Source organism: Parvibaculum indicum, from assembly GCF_011762095.1.
In the GTDB taxonomy this organism is placed as follows: domain Bacteria; phylum Pseudomonadota; class Alphaproteobacteria; order Parvibaculales; family Parvibaculaceae; genus Parvibaculum; species Parvibaculum indicum.
Genome location: NZ_JAASQO010000016.1, coordinates 45,964 through 63,944, shown reverse-complemented (window position 1 = coordinate 63,944; position 17,981 = coordinate 45,964). Strand labels below are relative to the sequence as shown.

General features: G+C 64.0%; 18 protein-coding genes. 7 read left to right on the top strand and 11 right to left on the bottom strand.

Annotated elements, in window-relative coordinates; translation table 11 throughout:
* Positions 1 to 13: 13 nt before the first annotated feature.
* The 3 genes from rpsR to clpS all read right to left on the bottom strand — a co-directional run bounded on the left by rpsR (position 14) and on the right by clpS (position 1,250).
* On the bottom strand, positions 14 to 253 hold the full coding sequence (gene rpsR / locus FHS78_RS16855; RefSeq protein WP_167095546.1) for a 30S ribosomal protein S18: 240 nt from the start codon (positions 251 to 253) through the stop codon (positions 14 to 16).
* Positions 253 to 699, bottom strand: a complete 447-nt coding sequence (gene rpsF / locus FHS78_RS16850; RefSeq protein ID WP_167095545.1) for a 30S ribosomal protein S6 — start codon at positions 697 to 699, stop codon at positions 253 to 255. Before rpsF ends, rpsR begins: the two co-directional genes overlap by 1 nt.
* 245 nt (positions 700 to 944) lie before the next feature.
* The gene (clpS, locus tag FHS78_RS19480) at positions 945 to 1,250 is read right to left on the bottom strand and encodes an ATP-dependent Clp protease adapter ClpS (protein WP_167095544.1); all 306 of its coding nucleotides are present in this window, start codon (positions 1,248 to 1,250) and stop codon (positions 945 to 947) included.
* A 231-nt stretch (positions 1,251 to 1,481) separates the two neighbouring features.
* Between clpS and fabD the strand changes: the two genes are divergently transcribed.
* From fabD to gmk, 7 genes are all read left to right on the top strand, one after another.
* Positions 1,482 to 2,423 carry an ACP S-malonyltransferase gene (gene fabD, locus FHS78_RS16840; RefSeq protein ID WP_167095543.1) on the top strand — a complete coding sequence of 314 codons (942 nt, stop codon included), beginning with the start codon at positions 1,482 to 1,484 and terminating at the stop codon, positions 2,421 to 2,423.
* A 59-nt stretch (positions 2,424 to 2,482) separates the two neighbouring features.
* Positions 2,483 to 3,220, top strand: coding sequence for a 3-oxoacyl-[acyl-carrier-protein] reductase (gene fabG, locus FHS78_RS16835; protein WP_167095542.1), 738 nt, complete (start codon positions 2,483 to 2,485; stop codon positions 3,218 to 3,220).
* A 256-nt stretch (positions 3,221 to 3,476) separates the two neighbouring features.
* On the top strand, positions 3,477 to 3,716 hold the full coding sequence (locus tag FHS78_RS16830; RefSeq protein WP_167095541.1) for an acyl carrier protein: 240 nt from the start codon (positions 3,477 to 3,479) through the stop codon (positions 3,714 to 3,716).
* Between the two features lie 136 nt (positions 3,717 to 3,852).
* Positions 3,853 to 5,109: a beta-ketoacyl-ACP synthase II gene (fabF, locus tag FHS78_RS16825; protein WP_167095540.1), complete on the top strand. Its 1,257-nt coding sequence runs from the start codon at positions 3,853 to 3,855 to the stop codon at positions 5,107 to 5,109.
* Entirely contained in the window at positions 5,106 to 6,176 is a 1,071-nt protein-coding gene (gene mltG / locus FHS78_RS16820) for an endolytic transglycosylase MltG (protein ID WP_246220563.1), read from the top strand. The genes fabF and mltG overlap by 4 nt, the downstream gene beginning before the upstream one ends.
* 72 nt (positions 6,177 to 6,248) lie before the next feature.
* Positions 6,249 to 7,139, top strand: a complete 891-nt coding sequence (locus FHS78_RS16815) for a YicC/YloC family endoribonuclease (RefSeq protein WP_167095539.1) — start codon at positions 6,249 to 6,251, stop codon at positions 7,137 to 7,139.
* Between the two features lie 14 nt (positions 7,140 to 7,153).
* The gene (gmk, locus tag FHS78_RS16810; RefSeq protein ID WP_167095538.1) at positions 7,154 to 7,792 is read left to right on the top strand and encodes a guanylate kinase; all 639 of its coding nucleotides are present in this window, start codon (positions 7,154 to 7,156) and stop codon (positions 7,790 to 7,792) included.
* Positions 7,793 to 7,916: 124 nt separating this feature from the next.
* On the opposite strand, the gene FHS78_RS16805 is transcribed toward gmk, so the two are convergent.
* The 8 genes from FHS78_RS16805 to lptF all read right to left on the bottom strand — a co-directional run bounded on the left by FHS78_RS16805 (position 7,917) and on the right by lptF (position 17,837).
* Positions 7,917 to 8,534 (bottom strand): Spy/CpxP family protein refolding chaperone, encoded by a 618-nt coding sequence (locus FHS78_RS16805; protein WP_167095537.1) that lies wholly within the window; start codon positions 8,532 to 8,534, stop codon positions 7,917 to 7,919.
* A gap of 140 nt (positions 8,535 to 8,674) precedes the next feature.
* Complete coding sequence (locus tag FHS78_RS16800; protein WP_167095536.1) at positions 8,675 to 9,724, bottom strand: alcohol dehydrogenase; 1,050 nt, start codon at positions 9,722 to 9,724, stop codon at positions 8,675 to 8,677.
* An 82-nt stretch (positions 9,725 to 9,806) separates the two neighbouring features.
* On the bottom strand, positions 9,807 to 10,661 hold the full coding sequence (rsmA, locus tag FHS78_RS16795; RefSeq protein ID WP_167095535.1) for a 16S rRNA (adenine(1518)-N(6)/adenine(1519)-N(6))-dimethyltransferase RsmA: 855 nt from the start codon (positions 10,659 to 10,661) through the stop codon (positions 9,807 to 9,809).
* On the bottom strand, positions 10,658 to 11,716 hold the full coding sequence (pdxA, locus tag FHS78_RS16790; RefSeq protein WP_167095534.1) for a 4-hydroxythreonine-4-phosphate dehydrogenase PdxA: 1,059 nt from the start codon (positions 11,714 to 11,716) through the stop codon (positions 10,658 to 10,660). The genes rsmA and pdxA overlap by 4 nt, the downstream gene beginning before the upstream one ends.
* 5 nt (positions 11,717 to 11,721) lie before the next feature.
* A complete protein-coding gene (locus FHS78_RS16785; protein WP_167095533.1) occupies positions 11,722 to 13,074 on the bottom strand; it encodes a peptidylprolyl isomerase in 1,353 nt (450 codons plus the stop codon).
* Between the two features lie 195 nt (positions 13,075 to 13,269).
* Positions 13,270 to 15,492 carry an LPS assembly protein LptD gene (locus FHS78_RS16780; protein ID WP_167095532.1) on the bottom strand — a complete coding sequence of 741 codons (2,223 nt, stop codon included), beginning with the start codon at positions 15,490 to 15,492 and terminating at the stop codon, positions 13,270 to 13,272.
* 78 nt (positions 15,493 to 15,570) lie between these two features.
* Entirely contained in the window at positions 15,571 to 16,665 is a 1,095-nt protein-coding gene (gene lptG / locus FHS78_RS16775; protein WP_167095531.1) for an LPS export ABC transporter permease LptG, read from the bottom strand.
* A complete protein-coding gene (gene lptF / locus FHS78_RS16770) occupies positions 16,662 to 17,837 on the bottom strand; it encodes an LPS export ABC transporter permease LptF (RefSeq protein WP_167095530.1) in 1,176 nt (391 codons plus the stop codon). The genes lptG and lptF overlap by 4 nt, the downstream gene beginning before the upstream one ends.
* Between the last annotated feature and the right edge of the window lie 144 nt (positions 17,838 to 17,981).

Here is a 17,981-nt window from a genome sequence, read left to right as displayed (position 1 = left end):
CTTCAGCCGGGATTTAGGAAATCACGTAGGGCAGAAGGGCGAGGAAACGCGCGCGCTTGATGGCACGGGCGAGTTCACGCTGCTTCTTGGCCGATACGGCGGTGATACGGCTCGGCACGATCTTGCCGCGCTCGGACACGTAACGCTGCAGGAGCTTGGTGTCCTTGTAGTCGATCTTCGGGGCGTTGGCGCCGGAGAACGGGCAGGTTTTGCGGCGGCGGAAGAAAGGCCGGCGTTGCGGTGCGCTGCTCATCAGGCATTACCCCCTTCGGAATTGGCGTTGCGGTCTTCACGGCGAGGGCCGTCGTCGCGGCGCGGACCCCGGTCGCCCCGGCGGTCGTCGCGGCCGCCGCGGCGGTCGTCGCGATCGCGGCCGCCACGATTCTGCATGACGGCGGACGGTTCGGTTTCATGTTCCTCGACGCGGATCGTCATGAAGCGAAGCACGTCGTCGCTGAGGCCCATCTGACGCTCCATCTCCGCGATCGCGGCATGCGGCGCGTCGATGTTCATGAGCGTGTAGTGACCCTTGCGGTTCTTCTTCACCTTGTAGGCGAGGTTGCGCAGGCCCCAATACTCGGTCTTGCCGACCGAGCCGCCATTTTCCTTGATGACGTTGGTGTACTGTTCGAGCAGCTGCTCGACCTGCTGCTGCGACACGTCCTGTCGCGCAATGAAAATATGCTCGTAGAGAGCCATAGAGCCTTCCTCATTTGTATCCGGCCCCGGCGCAAAGCCCCCTTTGAGCCCCGGAAATACGCTGTAGACAGCGGAGAAAGGCTCGAAAGGACCACCAAAGAAGCGGAGACACCGGAGCCCGGACCTTCTTCAGTCCTGCCGGCGGAAATCCGCCGGTGCGCCGTTCAGCCTCCAACCAGGGCCTTCGGAAGCGCGGAATATACAAAAAAGGCGTTTCAACGCAAGGGGTTTCGGGGCCGAAAGGCCTATTCCTCGGGCTCGGTCGTGAAAAGCAGGGGATAGCCTTGTGCGCGGCCCATCTCGGTCGCCCGGGTCGCCTTGGTTTCCGCCACATCCTGCGGATAGACGGACACGACGCAGGAGCCCTTGCGATGCGCCGTTATCATCACTTTATGGGCCTGCGCCTCGGCGATGCGAAACTCGCCCATAAGAACCTTCACCACGAATTCGCGCGGCGTGAAGTCGTCATTGACCAGAATGACCTTGTGGAGCTTCGGCCGTCGGGTCCGGGTTCTCGTCCGGGGGCGGGGCTTGATGTCGATATCGCTCACCTGGGGAACTCCTTGCGGGCAATGCTCATCCGAAAGAGTACGAACGCAGTTTCTCACGATCGCCGCCTTCGGTCCAATCCGCGCAAGCCGTGAATTGCCGCGCGCTGCTTGACTTGGGTCTCTTTGCCGGTATCTCTTGGCGCTTCGCGGGGGATGTGCCGTTTCGGGCAACGCCATCGCGCGGAAACCGGCCGATCAGGCCGGATGGAAACAGACAAGACGGGAGCAGGGATGACGCGCGCATTCACCTTTCCGGGGCAGGGGTCCCAGGCGGTCGGCATGGGCAAGGAACTGGCCGAGGCCTTCGCGCCCGCCCGCGAGGTCTTCGAGGAAGTGAACGACGCGCTGGGCCAGAACCTCACCAAGCTGATGTGGGAAGGCCCGGAAGACGAACTCACCCTTACCGAAAACGCACAGCCCGCCCTGATGGCGGTGAGCGTCGCGGCCATGAAGACGCTGGAAGCCGAAGGCGGCTTCGCGCTGGCCGACAAGGCCTCTTTCGTGGCCGGTCACTCGCTGGGCGAATATTCCGCGCTTGCCGCCGCGGGCGCTTTCACCATCGCCGATACCGCGCGCCTGCTGAAGCTGCGCGGCCAGGCCATGCAGCGCGCGGTGCCCGTGGGCGAGGGCGCGATGGCCGCCATGCTCGGCCTCGATTTCGACGTGGCGAAGGAAGTGGCCGAGGAGGCCGCGCAGGGCGAGGTCTGCCAGGCCGCGAACGACAATGCGCCGGGGCAGGTCGTGATCTCGGGAGCCAAGGCCGCCGTCGAACGCGCCGCCGAAATCGCCAAGACCAAAGGCGCCAAGCGCGCCATGCTGCTGCCGGTGAGCGCGCCTTTCCATTGCGCGCTGATGCAGCCCGCCGCCGACGAGATGAAAGCCGCGCTCGCCGAGGTCGCCATGCAGGCGCCCGCCGTGCCGCTGGTCGCGAACGTCACCGCCTCGCGCGTCGCCGATGCCGAAACCATCCGCAACCTGTTGGTGGAGCAGGTGACGGGCATGGTCCGCTGGCGCGAAAGCGTTCTCTATATGGTGGAGCAGGGCGTGACGCAGCTTGTGGAAGTCGGCGTGGGCAAGGTGCTGACCGGCATGGCAAAACGCATCGCCAAGGAAGCCGAAACGGCGGCCGTCGGCACGCCCGCCGATGTCGAAACCTTTTTGAAGACGCTCTGAGCGCCCATATAGGCCCAGACAAGTACGCCCAGACAGGGAAAGAGACGAAAGGGGAGAGAATGTTCGACCTCACCGGTAAAAGCGCGCTCGTGACCGGCGCGTCGGGTGGCATCGGGTCCGAGATTGCCCGGGCGCTGCACGCGCAGGGCGCGACCGTGGCGCTCTCCGGCACGCGCAAGGACGCGCTGGACGGGCTGGCGTCCGAGCTTGGCGAACGCACTCATGTGCTGCCCTGCAATCTCGCCGACGGCGAGGCCGTGGACGCGCTGCCCAAACAGGCGGAAGAAGCCATGGGCGGCATGGACATCCTCATCAACAATGCGGGCCTGACGCGCGACAACATTTTCATGCGCATGAAGGACGAGGAGTGGGACGAGGTCATTCGCGTGAACCTCACCGCCGCCTTCCGCCTTTCGCGCGGCGTCATGCGCGGCATGATGAAGCGCCGCTGGGGCCGCATCATCGGCATCACCTCGGTGGTGGGCGTGACGGGCAATCCCGGTCAGGCGAACTACGCGGCCTCCAAGGCGGGCATGATCGGCATGACCAAATCGATCGCGCAGGAAGTCGCCAGCCGCAATATCACCGCGAACTGCATTGCGCCGGGCTTCATCGGCTCGGCCATGACGGATGCGCTGAATGAAGACCAGAAGGCGCGAATTCTTTCGACGATTCCCGCCGACCGCCTGGGCGATGCCAGGGAAATCGCCTCCGCGGCGGTTTATCTCGCCAGCGACGAGGCCGCTTACGTGACGGGCCAGACCCTTCATGTGAACGGCGGCATGGCCATGATCTGACGACGGAGACCCCGTTCTCCAAAAAACTGTTGCAATTCAGGGGTGTAACCTAGCGTAACCAGCATTACCCCTATCTGGTACATGGCAGAAATATGTGATACCTAGGCCGTCGATTTGGCTTGCGGCCAGGCCCTTTTCTGGGCCAGAAGGGGGACGATTTTCTGCCGAATTCGATCGCGAGCAATCCTCGGGGTCCGAAGCGGGTATAACCGCCAGGGACCGGGGCCGGTCAAAACAACGATCTGAGGACTTGAGAATGAGTGAAGATATCGCGGAACGCCTGAAGAAGATCGTCGTCGAACACCTTGGTGTCGATGCCGACAAGGTCACCGAGAACGCCAGCTTCATCGACGACCTGGGCGCAGACAGCCTCGACAATGTCGAGCTGGTTATGGCGTTTGAAGAAGAATTCGGCGTGGAGATTCCGGACGATGCCGCCGAGAAGATCCTCACCGTCAAGGATGCGATCGAGTTCGTGAAGTCGAACCAGTCGTAAAGTCCTCTCGTGGCGGCCGGTCGGCGACAATAGAAGCCGCACCGGCCCCCGCGGATAATACAGACTTCCGTCCCCTCCGGCCCTTGCCGAGCAAACGCGCCCCGGGGGAGTGAAGTCGCAAGGGAGTTCGAAGCGCATGAGACGTGTCGTCGTTACTGGTGTGGGCATGGTCTCGCCGCTTGGATGCGGCGCCGAGACGACCTGGAAACGGATTCTCAACGGCGAGTCCGGTGCGCGGAAAATCGAGAAGTTCGACGTTTCCGATCTTCCCTGCAAAATTGCCATGCCGATCCCGCGCGAAGGCGAAGGAGCGTTCAATCCGGACGACTGGATGGATGCCAAGGAAGCCAAGCGCGTCGACGAATTCATCGTCTATGCCGTCTCCGCCGCCACGCAGGCGCTTCAGGATGCGGACTGGAAGCCGACCTCCGAGGAAGATCAGTGCCGCACGGGCACGATGATCGGCTCGGGCATCGGCGGCCTCGAAGGCATCGCCGACACGGCGATCACCCTGAAGGAAAAGGGCCCGCGCCGCGTGAGCCCGTTCTTCATCACCGGACGACTCATCAATCTCGCCTCCGGCTACGTTTCCATTCAGCACGGGCTGAAGGGACCGAACCACGCTGTCGTCACCGCCTGTTCGACGGGCGCGCACGCCATCGGCGACGCGGCGCGTCTCATCGCGCTGGACGATGCCGACGTGATGGTCGCGGGCGGCGCGGAATCGGCGATCAACCGTCTCGGCATCGCCGGCTTTGCCGCCTGCCGCGCGCTCTCCACGAGCTTCAACGACGAGCCGACCAAGGCGTCGCGTCCCTATGACAAGGATCGCGACGGCTTCGTGATGGGCGAAGGCGCGGGCGTGGTCGTGCTGGAAGAATACGAACACGCCAAGGCACGCGGTGCGAAGATTTACGGCGAAGTGGTCGGCTATGGCCTGTCCGGCGACGCCTATCACATCACCGCGCCGCCGGAGGACGGCAATGGCGGATACCGCTCCATGCAGGCTGCGCTGAAGCGCGCCGGCATCTCCGCCTCCGACCTCGATTACGTGAATGCGCACGGCACCTCGACCATGGCCGACACGATCGAGCTTGGCGCCGTCTCGCGCCTGCTCGGCAATGCGGTGAGCAAGGTGTCGATGTCCTCGACGAAATCGTCCATCGGGCATCTCCTGGGCGCGGCGGGCGCGGTGGAAGCGATCTTCTGCCTGCTGGCCATGCGCGACAGCAAGCTGCCGCCGACGCTCAATCTCGACAATCCGGCGGTCGAAACCGAAATCGACCTCGTGCCCAACAGGGCCGTGGACAAGGAAGTGAATTACGCGCTTTCCAACTCCTTCGGCTTCGGCGGCACCAACGCCTCCCTCGTCATGAAGAAGGTGACTGATTGAGCGAGCCGACCGACAAGCCGGAAACGAACGAGACTGGAAAAGCCGCGCAGACATCGTCGCGCGGCTTCTTCATGCGGCTCGTTCTCTGGCACCTGATCGGCCTGCCCGTGCTGGTCGTGCTGATGGCCGGCGGTTTCTTTCTCTACGGAAAATGGCAATACGAGGCGCCGGGCCCGGCGGACGAGCCCGTGGTGGTGATGCTGCCCAAGGGCATCGGCGTGCGCGACATCGCAGGCCGACTGGAAGGCGCGGGCGCCATTTCCGACGAGATGATCTTCCGCCTCGGCGTCAGGCTGCAGGGCGCGGACGCCGCGCTGAAGGCGGGGGAATACGAAATCCCCGCGAATGCCAGCATGGCCGTGATCGTCGGCATTCTGCGCGCGGGCAAATCGATCCAGCACCGGATCACCCTGCCGGAAGGGCTGACCAGCGAGCAGATCATGAAGATCGTCGCGGCGGACCCGGTGCTGAAGGGCAAGCTGCCCGAGACGCCGCCGGAAGGCTCGCTGCTGCCGGAAACCTACAGCTTCACCCGCGGCACCACCCGCGCCGAGATGGTGACGCGGATGCGAAAGGCGCATGACGCGCTCCTCGACAGGCTCTGGGCGGAACGGGCGAAGGATCTTCCGGTCAAAACGAAGGAAGACGCCGTCATCCTCGCTTCCATCGTGGAGAAGGAAACGGGACTGGCGGAAGAGCGGCCGCTGGTCGCCTCCGTCTTCACGAACCGGCTCAGACGGCCGATGCGCCTGCAGTCCGATCCGACGATCATTTACGGGCTGGTCGGCGGCAAGGGACCGCTGGGCCGCCCGCTTCGCCGCAGCGAAATCGCCAAGGCCACGCCTTACAATACCTATGTGATCGACGGCTTGCCGCCGACGCCGATCTGCAATCCGGGCGAGGCCTCTCTGCGCGCCGTGCTCGACCCGCCCGATACCAGGCATCTCTATTTCGTGGCCGACGGCACCGGGGGGCATGTCTTTTCCGATACGCTGGCGCAGCATCGCCGCAATGTCGCCAAATGGCGGCAGGTGGAGCGCGAACGCCGCCGAAAGCAGGGCAACTAGCCCGCGCGATCCATACCTTTCGTCGGGCCTGCTATGATGCGGCCCTGACCGACACGATTCCCGGAGGCCCAGATGTCGCTCAACTCCATGACAGGCTTTGCCCGCGCAGACGGCGCGCTGGGCGATATGCGCTGGCACTGGGAACTGCGCAGCGTGAACGGCAAGTCGTTCGATTGCCGGTTCCGCCTGCCCGCCGGCATCGACGGGTTGGAACCGCGCCTGCGCGAAGCGCTGGGCAAGCATATCAAGCGCGGCAATTGCCAGGCCTCGCTTTCCATCGATCAGAGCGCGGCCCCCGCGCCGCTGCGCCTCAACCGGGAGGCGCTGGCCGTCGTCCTCGACGCGGTGAAGGAAGTCCAGGGCGCATATGAGACGCAACCGCCCCGCCCGGAAGGCATTCTGGCGCTCCGGGGCGTGCTGGAAACCGGCGACGCCTCGGAAACGGACCCGGAGGAAAAGGCAGCGCTGGAAACGGCGCTGGTGAAGTCCTTCGACGAGGCGGCCTCTGCGCTCGCCATGGCACGGGCGGAAGAGGGGCTGAAGCTCGAAGCGCTCGTTTCCGCCCAGATCGACGATATCGAAAGGCTGACGAAGGATGCCGCCGCCGCGCCCGCCGCGAGCCCGCAGGCCATTCGCGACCGTCTGGCCGCGCAGCTTCACGAACTGCTCGACGGCAATGGCGGCATCGCGGAAGATCGCCTCGCGCATGAGGCGGCGATGCTCGCGACCAAGGCCGATATTCGCGAGGAACTGGACCGTCTGGCCGCCCATGTGGAGCAGGCGAGGGCGCTCCTTTCCGGCACCGACCCGAAAGGCCGCCGCCTCGACTTCCTGACGCAGGAATTCAATCGCGAAGCGAATACGCTGTGTTCCAAGGCGGCGGATGTGAGCCTGACGCGGATCGGGCTCGACCTGAAGGCCGTGATCGACCAGCTCCGCGAGCAGATCCAGAATATCGAGTGACGGGGGACGAGCGCATGAGCGGGATCGACATCAAGAGGCGGGGGCTGATGCTGGTGCTGTCCTCGCCGTCCGGCGCGGGCAAGACGACGCTGTCGCGCCGCCTGCTCGACAGCGACGCCAATATCGCCATGTCGGTTTCCGCCACGACGCGCGCCCCGCGCCCCGGCGAGGTGAACGGCAAGGACTATTATTTTCTGTCTACGGAAGATTTCGGCATCATGCGCAACAAGGGCGACCTCCTTGAAAGCGCCAAGGTCTTCGACAATTACTACGGCACCCCCCGGGCGCCCGTGGAAGAGGCGCTGAGCGAAGGGCGCGACGTGCTTTTCGATATCGACTGGCAGGGCACGCAGCAGCTCAGTGAAAGCGCCAAGGGCGATCTGGTGAGGGTTTTCGTGCTGCCGCCCTCCGCGCAGGAACTTGAAAGACGGCTGCACTCGCGCGCGCAGGACAGCGAGGAGGTCATCGCCCGTCGCATGGCGAAGGCGTCGGACGAGATCAGCCATTATTCCGAATATGAATACATCATCGTCAATGACGATCCGGAAAAGGCGTTCGGCGAGTTGCAGGCCATCCTGCGGGCCGAGCGCCTTCGCCTGAGCCGCCTGACGGGGCTGTCCAACTTCGTGAAGCAGATCCGCGAAGCACTCTAGGGAGGCTCGTTCCCCGACAGTGTCGTCATTGCGAGCGCAGCGACGCCATCCAGTGCCGTAAGGCAGGGCGTGGATTGCTTCGTCGCTATGCTTCTCGCAATGACGGCGGCTATCGGGTTCCCGCCTACATGCAGCCCATGACCGGCAGGATGTCGTCGGCCGTTTTCTTCTGTTCGTCGGAAAGGGCGTTGTAGAGCTTTTCGGTGGCGGGCTTCAGCTCCTGCAGCGTTTCCAGCCGGGCCTTCATGGCCTCGATCCGGAAATCGAGCATATCGACCACCGAACGGTCCTGACCGCCATTGCGGAACATCTGCATCATGGTGCCGCGCATGGAGACCATGGTCTGCGAATTCGTGCGCATCGCATCCGCATATTCGCTCCAGGCCGTTTCCTGATCGGCGGTGATCTTGAGTTCGGCCTTGAGGAAAGCGATCCGCCCGTCGAGATAGGTGCCGTAATCGCCGCCGGAGCCCATCATGCCGCAGCCGCCCATCATGCCGCGGCCATAGCCCTGGCCCATCTGGCCGGAGCCCATCATGCCCCGACCCATCATGCCTTGCCCCATCATACCGGGGCCCATGCCTTGTCCGGCACCCTGACCCCAGCCCTTCATCATGCCGTAGCCCGGCTGGGGGGCGGTGCCGGTGTCATCCTGTGCCCGGGCCGCGGGCGCGGACAGGGAAAGGCCCAATGCGAGAGTGAGTGCGCAGAAACCGGCACCCGCAGGCTTCAAAAAATTCATGGCGTCCTCCTGTTACGAGAGGACGCCATGCTTGTCCCGGAACCGGGCCTGCTCATTGAGGCAGATCAAACGGAACCCACAATTAATCTGTGGGTTTATCGGAGCCCCGTTTGAGCTGGATCAAATGGCCTTTCGCCGTGTCAGGGCTTCAGCACCACGCGGCCCATCACATGGCCTTCGCGCAGATCGTCCAGCGATTTGGAGGCTTCCGAAAGCGGGCGCTCGGCCACCGGGATCGGGTCGATCTTGCCGGCCTTCACCAGATCCATCATCTCATGCGTTTCCGACAGCGAGCCCACATAGGAGCCGCCGATGGAAATGGCGCGCATGGGGAACATCGGGATCGGCATGGAGAAGCCGCCGCCGAACAGGCCGACCACGATCACCTTGCCGCCCTTGCGCACGGCGCCTTGCGCGAATTTCAGCGAGGCTTCCGAGCCGACGAAATCGACCGCGGCCGGGACGCCGCCATCGGTGTCGGCGAGCAGCTTCTTCAGCGCGTCTTCGTCCTTCGGATTATAGACCTCATGCGCGCCGGACCCCTTGGCGGACTGGAGCTTGTTTTCGTCCACATCCGCCGCGAGCGGCGCGGCCGGGAACATGGCCTTGGCGAACTGGAGACCCATCATGCCCACGCCGCCGAGACCGACCACCAGCACCCGCTCTTCGTCGGTGAGCTCGCCGATCTTCTTCATCGCGCTGTAGGCGGTAAGGCCCGAGCACATATAGGTCGCGGCAAGCCCGTCCTGCACGCCTTCATAGTCGAGCAGGTAGCGCGGATGCGGCACGATGCAATGCGTGGCATAGCCGCCCGCCACGGTGATGCCGAGCGCGCGCGGCCTGTTGCACAGATGCTCTTCGCCGCGGTTGCAGGTGGCGCAGGCGCCGCAGCCGATCCAGGGGAAGACGACGCGCTGGTCGCCCACCTTCACGCCTTCGGCGTCCGGGCCGACAGCGACGACTTCGCCTTCGATCTCATGGCCGAGCGTGAAGGGCAGCTTGCGGCCGCCGCTGACATCGAGCTTGTTGCCGCCGCCCATGTCGAAATAACCGTCATGCAGATGAACGTCCGAATGGCAGACGCCGCAATGGCTCACTTTCACAAGGACTTCGGTTCCCTGCGGTTCCGGCGTGTCCAGGGTAACTTCCTGGAGCGGCGCCCCGTATTCGACGATGGCTTCGGCTTTCATGATGGCCTCCCGACTGGACTGGCTGGTTGTTTTGCGCGCTACTTTTACACGGCGCAGGCCCGCTCACAACATGGGCGGCCCGCTAAAACGCCTGCTGACGCAAGGTTTCGGCCAGCTGACAGAATTGTTCGACGCCAAGCTGCTCCGCGCGCACGGTCGGGTCGATATGGGCCGCCTCGAGCAGCGCGACGGGATCGCGCACGATGGGCTTCAGCGCGGCGCGCATCATCTTGCGGCGCTGTCCGAACGCGGCGGCGACGACCTTCTCCAGAATTTTCGGGTCGGCGGGCGCGAGCGGCTTGGGACGCGGAATGAGTTCCACCACCGAAGAGGTGACGGAAGGCGGCGGCGTGAAGGCGCGCCGGTCCACATCGAACAGAATGCGGGCATGGGTCCGCCATTGCGCGAGGACGCCGAGCCGTCCATAGGCGCGGCTGCCGGGCGGGGCGACGATGCGCTGAGCGACTTCCTTCTGGAACATCAGCGTCATCGTTTCGTACCAGGGCGGCCATGGTTCGGTCTGCAGCCATCTGACGAGGAGCGGCGTTCCCACATTGTAGGGAAGGTTGGCGATGATCCGCGCCCGCCCGCCGACAAGCGACCGCATATCCGTTTTCAGCGCATCGCCCTCGACGATCTGCAAACGGCCCGGATAGGCGGCCGACAGCTCCTCCAGCGCGAGGATGCACCGATGATCCATCTCGATCGCGATGACGCGCTCCGCGCCTTCTTCCAGCAGCGACCGGGTGAGACCGCCGGGGCCGGGACCTATTTCGATCACCTGCCGCCCGACCAGCGACCCGGCCGCCCGCGCGATGCGCCGCGTGAGGTTGAGGTCGAGAAGGAAGTTCTGCCCCAGCGATTTCTGGGGGCTGAGCCCGTGACGCTCCATCACTTCGCGGATGGGCGGAAGCTCGGGCGGCACGGCCTGGCTCATGCGCCCGCTCCGGCAGTGCGTCGCCTGCGGTTCCAGGCGATTTCGCCCGCCTGCCGGATCGCCTCGACGAGGCTGCCGGGATGGGCGAGACCCTTGCCCGCGATATCGAGCGCCGTTCCGTGGTCGGGCGAGGTGCGCACGATGGAAAGACCGAGCGTCGTATTGACGCCGCGCTCGAAGTCGATGGTCTTGAGCGGGATCAGGGCCTGATCGTGATACATGCACAAAACCGCGTCATAGCTTTCGCGCGCGCGCTCATGGAAAAGCGTGTCGGCGGGGAGAGGCCCCGTCACCTCCGCGCCTGTATCGCGGATAAGGGGGATGGCGGGGGCGATGATATCGATTTCCTCGCGCCCGAGATGGCCTTCCTCGCCGCCATGCGGGTTGAGCGCCGCCACGGCAAGGCGCGGCGCGTCGATACCGAAATCGGATCGCAGCGCGTGGGCCAGCGTCGTGCCCGTCTGCGCGATGGCCGATGTCGAGAGATGTTCGGCAACGGCCTTGAGCGGCATATGGATGGTGACGAGGGCGACGCGCAAGCCCGGGCAGGAGAGCATCATGACCGGCGATCCGCCGACCCGCTCGGCGAGATATTCCGTATGGCCGGGCAGCTTGAACCCCGCCTCGTAAAGCACGCGCTTGTGGATGGGGCTCGTCACGATGCCCGAGGCCTCTCCCTTGAGCGTAAGGTCGCAGGCAAGGTCGATGGCGCCGATGACGGCGGCGGCATTCGCCGGCGCAAGTTCGCCCGGCCGGGCCGCCGTGGCGAGCGGAAGGTCGAGCACGGGAAAGGCATGTTTGAAAACGGACAGGGCGTCGCCCGGCTGCGAAATCCGTTTGACCGGAATGTCGACGCCGAGGCGGCTCGCCGTTTCGCGATAGCAGGCCGCGTCGCCAATGGCGAAAAAAGCGGGAAGGGCCTCCCGGTCGCGCAGCCCCCAGGCCTTGAGAGAAATTTCCGGACCGATGCCCGCCGGCTCCCCGATGGTCAGGGCAAGCGGCGGCGTTTCGTCATGGGCGGGCCTGTCGTCCGAACTGCCGCTGGAGGCGTTCATGCATCCTACCGCATCACCACGACGGCATCGCGCCGCAGGTCGCGCAGGTGACGCCGCGCCATCATGGAAAGTTGCTGCTCATAGAGGTTGTTGTCGATCTGCTCCGCCGTGGGCAGGCCGCCTTCATCCGGCTTGTAGCCGCAGACGACGAGCATTTCCACACCGACATTGGAGCGGATGGGCTCGCTTACATCGCCGGTTTCAAGGCCGGAGATGGCCTTGCGCATGCGCGGCTCGAGCTGGCCGGCGAGTACCGTGCGCGGCTTGTCCGCCGTGCCGCCGACATAGGCGTTGATCTTCTTCTGGGCGGCCTCGCAACTGTCGACGCTTGAGCGGAACGCTTCCGCTTCGCGGGCGCGCTGCGCGACGAAACGCGGCGCGGCATCGGGCGTCAGCGGCAGCAAGACGCGCATCAGCACATACTGGTCGTTCAGCGGATCGGCGCCGGAGCCGCGGCGCATCGCGCGAAGCTGGATGATGTAATAACCGTTCCGGGTACGGATCGGATCGGAAACCGTGCCGGACGGCATATCCTTGACGACATCGGCGACGGGTGCGGGAAGCTGGCTTGCCCGGACCCAGCCGATATCGCCGCCGCTCGCCGCGGAGGCCGACTGGCTGAACTGACGGGCCACGGCCTGGAAGGGCGCACCCTTGCGGATCTGCTCGATGAGCTTTTCGGCGCCGCCGCGTACCTCGGCTTCCTGCGAGGGATTGTCGAAGGTCAGGAGAATTTCGCCGACATCGTAGCTCGGGCTGTCCGATTCATCGCGCAGCCGCTGGAGTACTTCCTGCACTTCGCCGTCGCTGACGGAAACCAGTGCGCCGAACTGCTGGCCCACGAGCTTGTTCCATGCAATGTCGGTGCGCAGCTGCTGGGTCAGTGTGCTCTTTTCGACGCCGTTGTCCTTCAGGAACTTGCCGATCTGATCGACCGTCATGTTGGAGCGGCTGGCGATCCGCTCGAACGCCCCGTTGATGTCGTCTTCGCTTACATCGATCTTCAGCCGCTTGGCTTCCTGTTCCTTCAGCCTCTCATCGACCAGATTGCGGAGAACCTGCGGCCGGATGCGGTCCCGGTTTTCCTGGGTGTCGGGAATACCGGAACTGGCGAATACGAGCTTGATGCGCTGGTTGAGATCGTAGCTGGAAATCACTTCGTCGTTCACGACCGCGGCGATGCCCTGGCTCAGCGAACCTCTGGAAGCGCCAGTGGCGGCCTCCTGGGCCGATGCGGCGCGAGGCAGACCGCCCGTCAGAATGACGAGACAGGCCAGCCCGAAAATCCTTGCGAAAAACGGCATGGCAACGCCCCGCCGAAAGGCAGGTGTCTCGCGAACGGCAATCTCTTTCGTCATGGCTGCTTTCTCACGGCGGACGTGTCGTCCGATGGTCGGCCCAGAAACCCGGGCACAGAATACTGGAATTGAGTGTCCGATCAACCTGGCCGACAATCGGAAAAAACTGTCCGATTTCAGTAGGTTGGCGATACAGCCCCTTGATGTTGCATCGTCATGAAAATCTCGTCGGGCGATCCTGGCGCTTGCTCGTCCTCACCCCTCGATGCCCCCGAGGGTCGCGAGGGTCAGGCGCAGTATGAAGGAATTTTCCGGCTCGATGTCGCGGTCGCGCGTGAAGGATTGGTAATATCCCAGCGAGATGTCGAGGCACTCGTCCGAATATCCCACGCCGACGCTGTTGTTGACCGCGCGGTGATTGGAGAGGTCGCGGCGGGTCTGTCCGAACAGGCGCCAGTAGTCGTCGAGGCGGACGACCGATCCCAGCACGAGTTCCTCGCGCGGCGTGAAGGTGCTGAACTGGTCGGCGGCGAAATAGGCATATCCGAGCTGGGCGCTCACCGGGCCGTAGCGGCCATAGGCATTCACTTCGTTGCGGCGCAGCTTGAAACTCTCGCTGCCGACCCGGAAGCGATGCACGATCAGCCAGTTCGACGACGGCGACAGCATGATCCGGCCGACCACGTCCGAAAGTTCGTTGCGAAGCCCGCTGGCAGACGAAAAACTCGTATTTTCGTCGAGGCGGTAACTCTGTCCGATCAGCGCGCTGGCGCGGCCCTGTTCGCCCCAGAAGAGCGAATAGCGCATACCGGCATTCAGGCGCGTGCCGGTTTCCCACTGGTCGAGGCCGGGGAACCGGTTTTCGGAGAAGAGGTTGGTGTCGTCGAACTCGAAGCTGAGCGAATCCTCGTTGGGCAGCTTCACCGTATTGCCGATGTCGGGCGAATAGATGAGCTGCAGGATGGGTTCGAGCACTTCGCGCAGGCCGCCGCTGTTGCGCACCAGCGGATAGCTGACTTCGGAGCCGATCGTCGGCAGGCCGCGGAAAAGGGTCGTGTTGTCGAAGGTCACGCCCGGGTTCGACGGATCCTCGATGTTTTCGACGGAATAGACGTCGCCGCGCAGATTGCCGAACAGCCGGTAGACGAAACCGCCCTCGGTCGTCCGTCTCATGTTCCAGTCCATCTGGGTGGACAGGCGGCGCATGTTCGGGCCGTCGTTCCGGCCCAGCACCAGCGCATCGCCGGAAAAGGAGAGCGTACCGCCCAGCACCTGCGAGGGAAGGGTGTAGCTTCCCTTCATATGCGGCGCGATCCAGGGCGTCGTGTCGTAGTTGTCGGAAGAGAGCAGGCCCCGGAAGGCGTAGAGGTCGGTTGTGAACCAGTTGCGGCCGTTCGCGTAGTCGACCGACAGGTTGTTGACGAGGTCGGTCGCACCGGAAAGGTCGTATTTGCGCAGATAGGTTTCGTCCGTCGTGAGCTCGCTCCGGAAGCTCCAGCTCCAATGGTCGTTCAGACGGAACCTGCCGTTACCGAAAAAGCTGCCGCGGAAATTTTCCTCGCCGGGCGTACCGAGCGTCTTGTCCCGGGGCCAGGTGCCGCTGCCGTTGAGCGTCATCCGGCCGTTGCTGAACAGCTCGCGATAGATGCCTTTGTAGACGATGCCCTGGCGCGAGGTGTAACGCGGCGAGAAGGTGAAATCCTTGTCGGGGGCGATGGCCCAGAAATACGGCGTTTCGACCTGTTTTCCGAGATCGTTGGAATTCGCGAAGCTCGGCGCGAGGAAGCCCGATTTGCGCTTCACCGACGGATCGGCCATCGAGAAATAGGGGGTATAGAGGACGGGGATGCCGAAGAGTTCCATCCGCGCGTCTTCGTAGACGATCTGCTTTTCTTCCTTGTTGTGCGTAACGCGGAAGGCCTTGATCTGCCAGACGGGTTCCGTCTGGCCTTTTTCCTCGCAGACGTCGCAGGCGCTGTAGACGCCCTTGTGCAGCGTCGTGATGTTGGCGTCCTTGCGGACGACGTCGTTGCCCGCGAGCTTTGCGTTGTTCGCCATCAGGATGCGCAGGGTGGTGACGACGCCGTCCTTCATCTCGTTGCGCAGAACGATATGGTCGGCAAAGGCGACGTCGCCGCCGGGATCGAGAAGCGCCACATTGCCATCGGCGGTCACGATGTCGGCGTTTTCGTCATAGACGACCTTGTCGGCGATCAGGACGCGCTCGCCATAGGCGAGTTCGACATTTCCCCTTGCCGTGACGATCCGGGCGTTGCGGTCATAGTCGAGTTCGTCGGCGAGCATGAGCACTTCGCCGGATTCCGGGAAGCTCTTGTTCTTGGCGATTTCCGATTGCGGCCGCGCGTCCTGGGCCGAGGCCGGGACGGCGACCAAAGCAAAGCCCGCCAGCAGGGTTGCCGGCAGGAGGGTCGCAGCACTCAGCGCGTGCCGGATTTTGTTCGTTCCACCCCGTGTCACGTGCTGCTTCAGCCCCCTGATGCCCCTCTGTCATGCGCGGCCGGAGGATATGGCAGTCCCCCGCGATTCGTCTGGTCTTTAACCGTCCTCAAGGTGGAACAGTACCGCAAGCCCCAAAAAAAGGACCATAAGCGATGGCGCCCACGCCGCAAGGAAGAGGGGCAATATGCCCGATAGGCCGAGTGCGAGCGAGAGGTCGGACAGAAAATAGACGATAAATCCGGAAAATATGCCGCCCATCACCAACTGGGCCATGCCGCCGAAGCGGTTCATGCGCAGCGAGAAGGCCGATCCGACCAGCACCATGGTGCATAGCAGCAGCGGCGTCGCCAGAATTTCGTAGAAATGGAGCTTGTAGCGCCGCGCCGTGAAGCCGGCCGCCTCGGCGGTCTCGATGAAGCGGGGCAGGTCCCAGAACGAAATCGTGTTGGGATTCGCAAAGCTTTCCTGCACCTGCTCGCGTGTGAGCGAGGTCGGCTGCTGGAAGGTGTCCATATGCACCGGCGCCTGATTGGGGCGCGCGATCCAGAGGTCGGACAGCGCCCAGTAACCGTCGCGCAGGACCGCCTGTTTGGCGTCGATGCGGCCCGTGAACTCGTCGTTGAGGCCGTAAAGGACGAAGATGACCTGATCGAGCGTCAGCCCGGCATCGCTGATCCGCGTGGCGTGAATCACCGCCTGGCCTCTCCCGTCGGCCTGACGCAGCCAGAGCCCGTTATCCGATACCGCCATGAAGCTCGACCGGCCCTTCAGATGCGTCGCGTCGAGCTGGTCGAATCGCGAGGCCATGGTGGCCGATATGGGGTTGTAGATCGTGATGACGATGACCCCCAGCGTGAAAGCCACGAAAATGGCGGGCGCGAGAAACTGCCAGACGGAAATACCCGAGGCGCGCGCGATGACGAGTTCGTTGCTGCGGCTCAGCCTCAGGAAGCACGCCATGGCGCCGAACAGCACCGCGAAAGGCATGGTCGCATTGCCCACGCGCGGCAGGTCCAGAAGGGCCATGCCGGCCAGAAAGGCGAAGGAAATGTCCTCGTGCTCCGCACCCCGGCGCATCAGCTCTACAAGATCGATCATGTAGATGATGAACAGGAACAGGCCGAAGGTGAACAGCGCCGTGGTGAGAAAGCGTTTGGCGAAATAGGCCGAAAGCGTCCAGGAGAGATTCATCGGCTATGGCTCCCCGGCCGCGGGTGACGGATCATGGCGCGAACCGCGTTGAGCCCGGCAATGGTTTTCCCCTCCACCGGAACGCCCGACAGCACCGCCGCGGCCATGGCGCAGACCAGGAGCGGAACGATGTACATGACCGGGATCGTCGCAGGCGCGGTGGCGGCCGAACTCACGATCCCGAAAGCCAGGACGCGGAAGAACAGCGCAATGCCCGCCGCCAATGCGATGCGCATGCCGTAGCCCCGGCGGCTGAACGGGGCGGGCAGGAGCGCGGCCAGCGCCACCAGCGCGAAAAGCAGGGGATAGATGGCATTCGATATGCGGTCGTTCGCATCCGCCAGAAGCTGGGTGCGGAACTGCTGCGCATAGGCATCGTCCGGCGCGGGGTTCACGAGCTCGCTGAAATAGCGCTCCCGGGCTTCGTTGTAATAATCGGGCTCCTGCTGGATGTAGGAGGACAGGTCGTAGGTGTATTTGTCGAAATAGAGCAGGGTGACGGGGCCGCTCTCGCCGTCGTCGGTCCGCTCGACACGCTGGATATTGCCGTTGAACATGACGAGCCGGGGCCCGGCGGGGCTCTTCACCAGGCTGCCGGTTTCGGCCAGATAGGTGGTCGGCTTCATCTTGTTGCGGCTGTCCTGCACCAGAATGCCGTGCACCGTGCCGTCGCTCGACCGCTCGCGGACATAGACCGTGAGGCCCTCCGTCGGATTGGTGAAGGTGCCTTCGCGCAGCATGGTGGTGACGACATCGCCGCGAATTTCGTAAAGCCGGCTCTTCAACTCGCGAAGGCCCGCCGGCGCGACATAGATGTTGAGGGCCAGCACCACGACCGAGACGGCGCCCGCCACGGCAAGAACGGGAACCGCCACCCGCCACATGCTCATCCCGGCGGAGAACATCACCACCACCTCGCTGTCGCTGATGAGCTTGTGAAGGGCGTAAAGCACCGCGCAAAGCAGCGAGATGGGCAGGACGATGGCCAGCGTGCTGGGCAGCGCGAGAACCGTCAGGTCGAAATAGGCGAGAATGCTCTGCCCCTGGGAGATCAGCACATCCAGCATCCTGAGGGCCTGGGTCAGCCAGATGATTCCGGTCAGCACGAATGTGACGATCGCGAAGGGCACCGCCGTTTGCCAGAAGATGTACCGTGTGAGCGATTGCAGCATCGAATCCGTCGGGCGGCGCAATGAGGAAAATTGTTCGGAACGGTCAGGTTTGTCTATCCTGCGTCACCGGGTTAGATAGCATGGTTATCCCAATTCGACGGGCGGGAAAAGGCGGCGGGGCCGCCGCCGGACCGCCCGACCCCC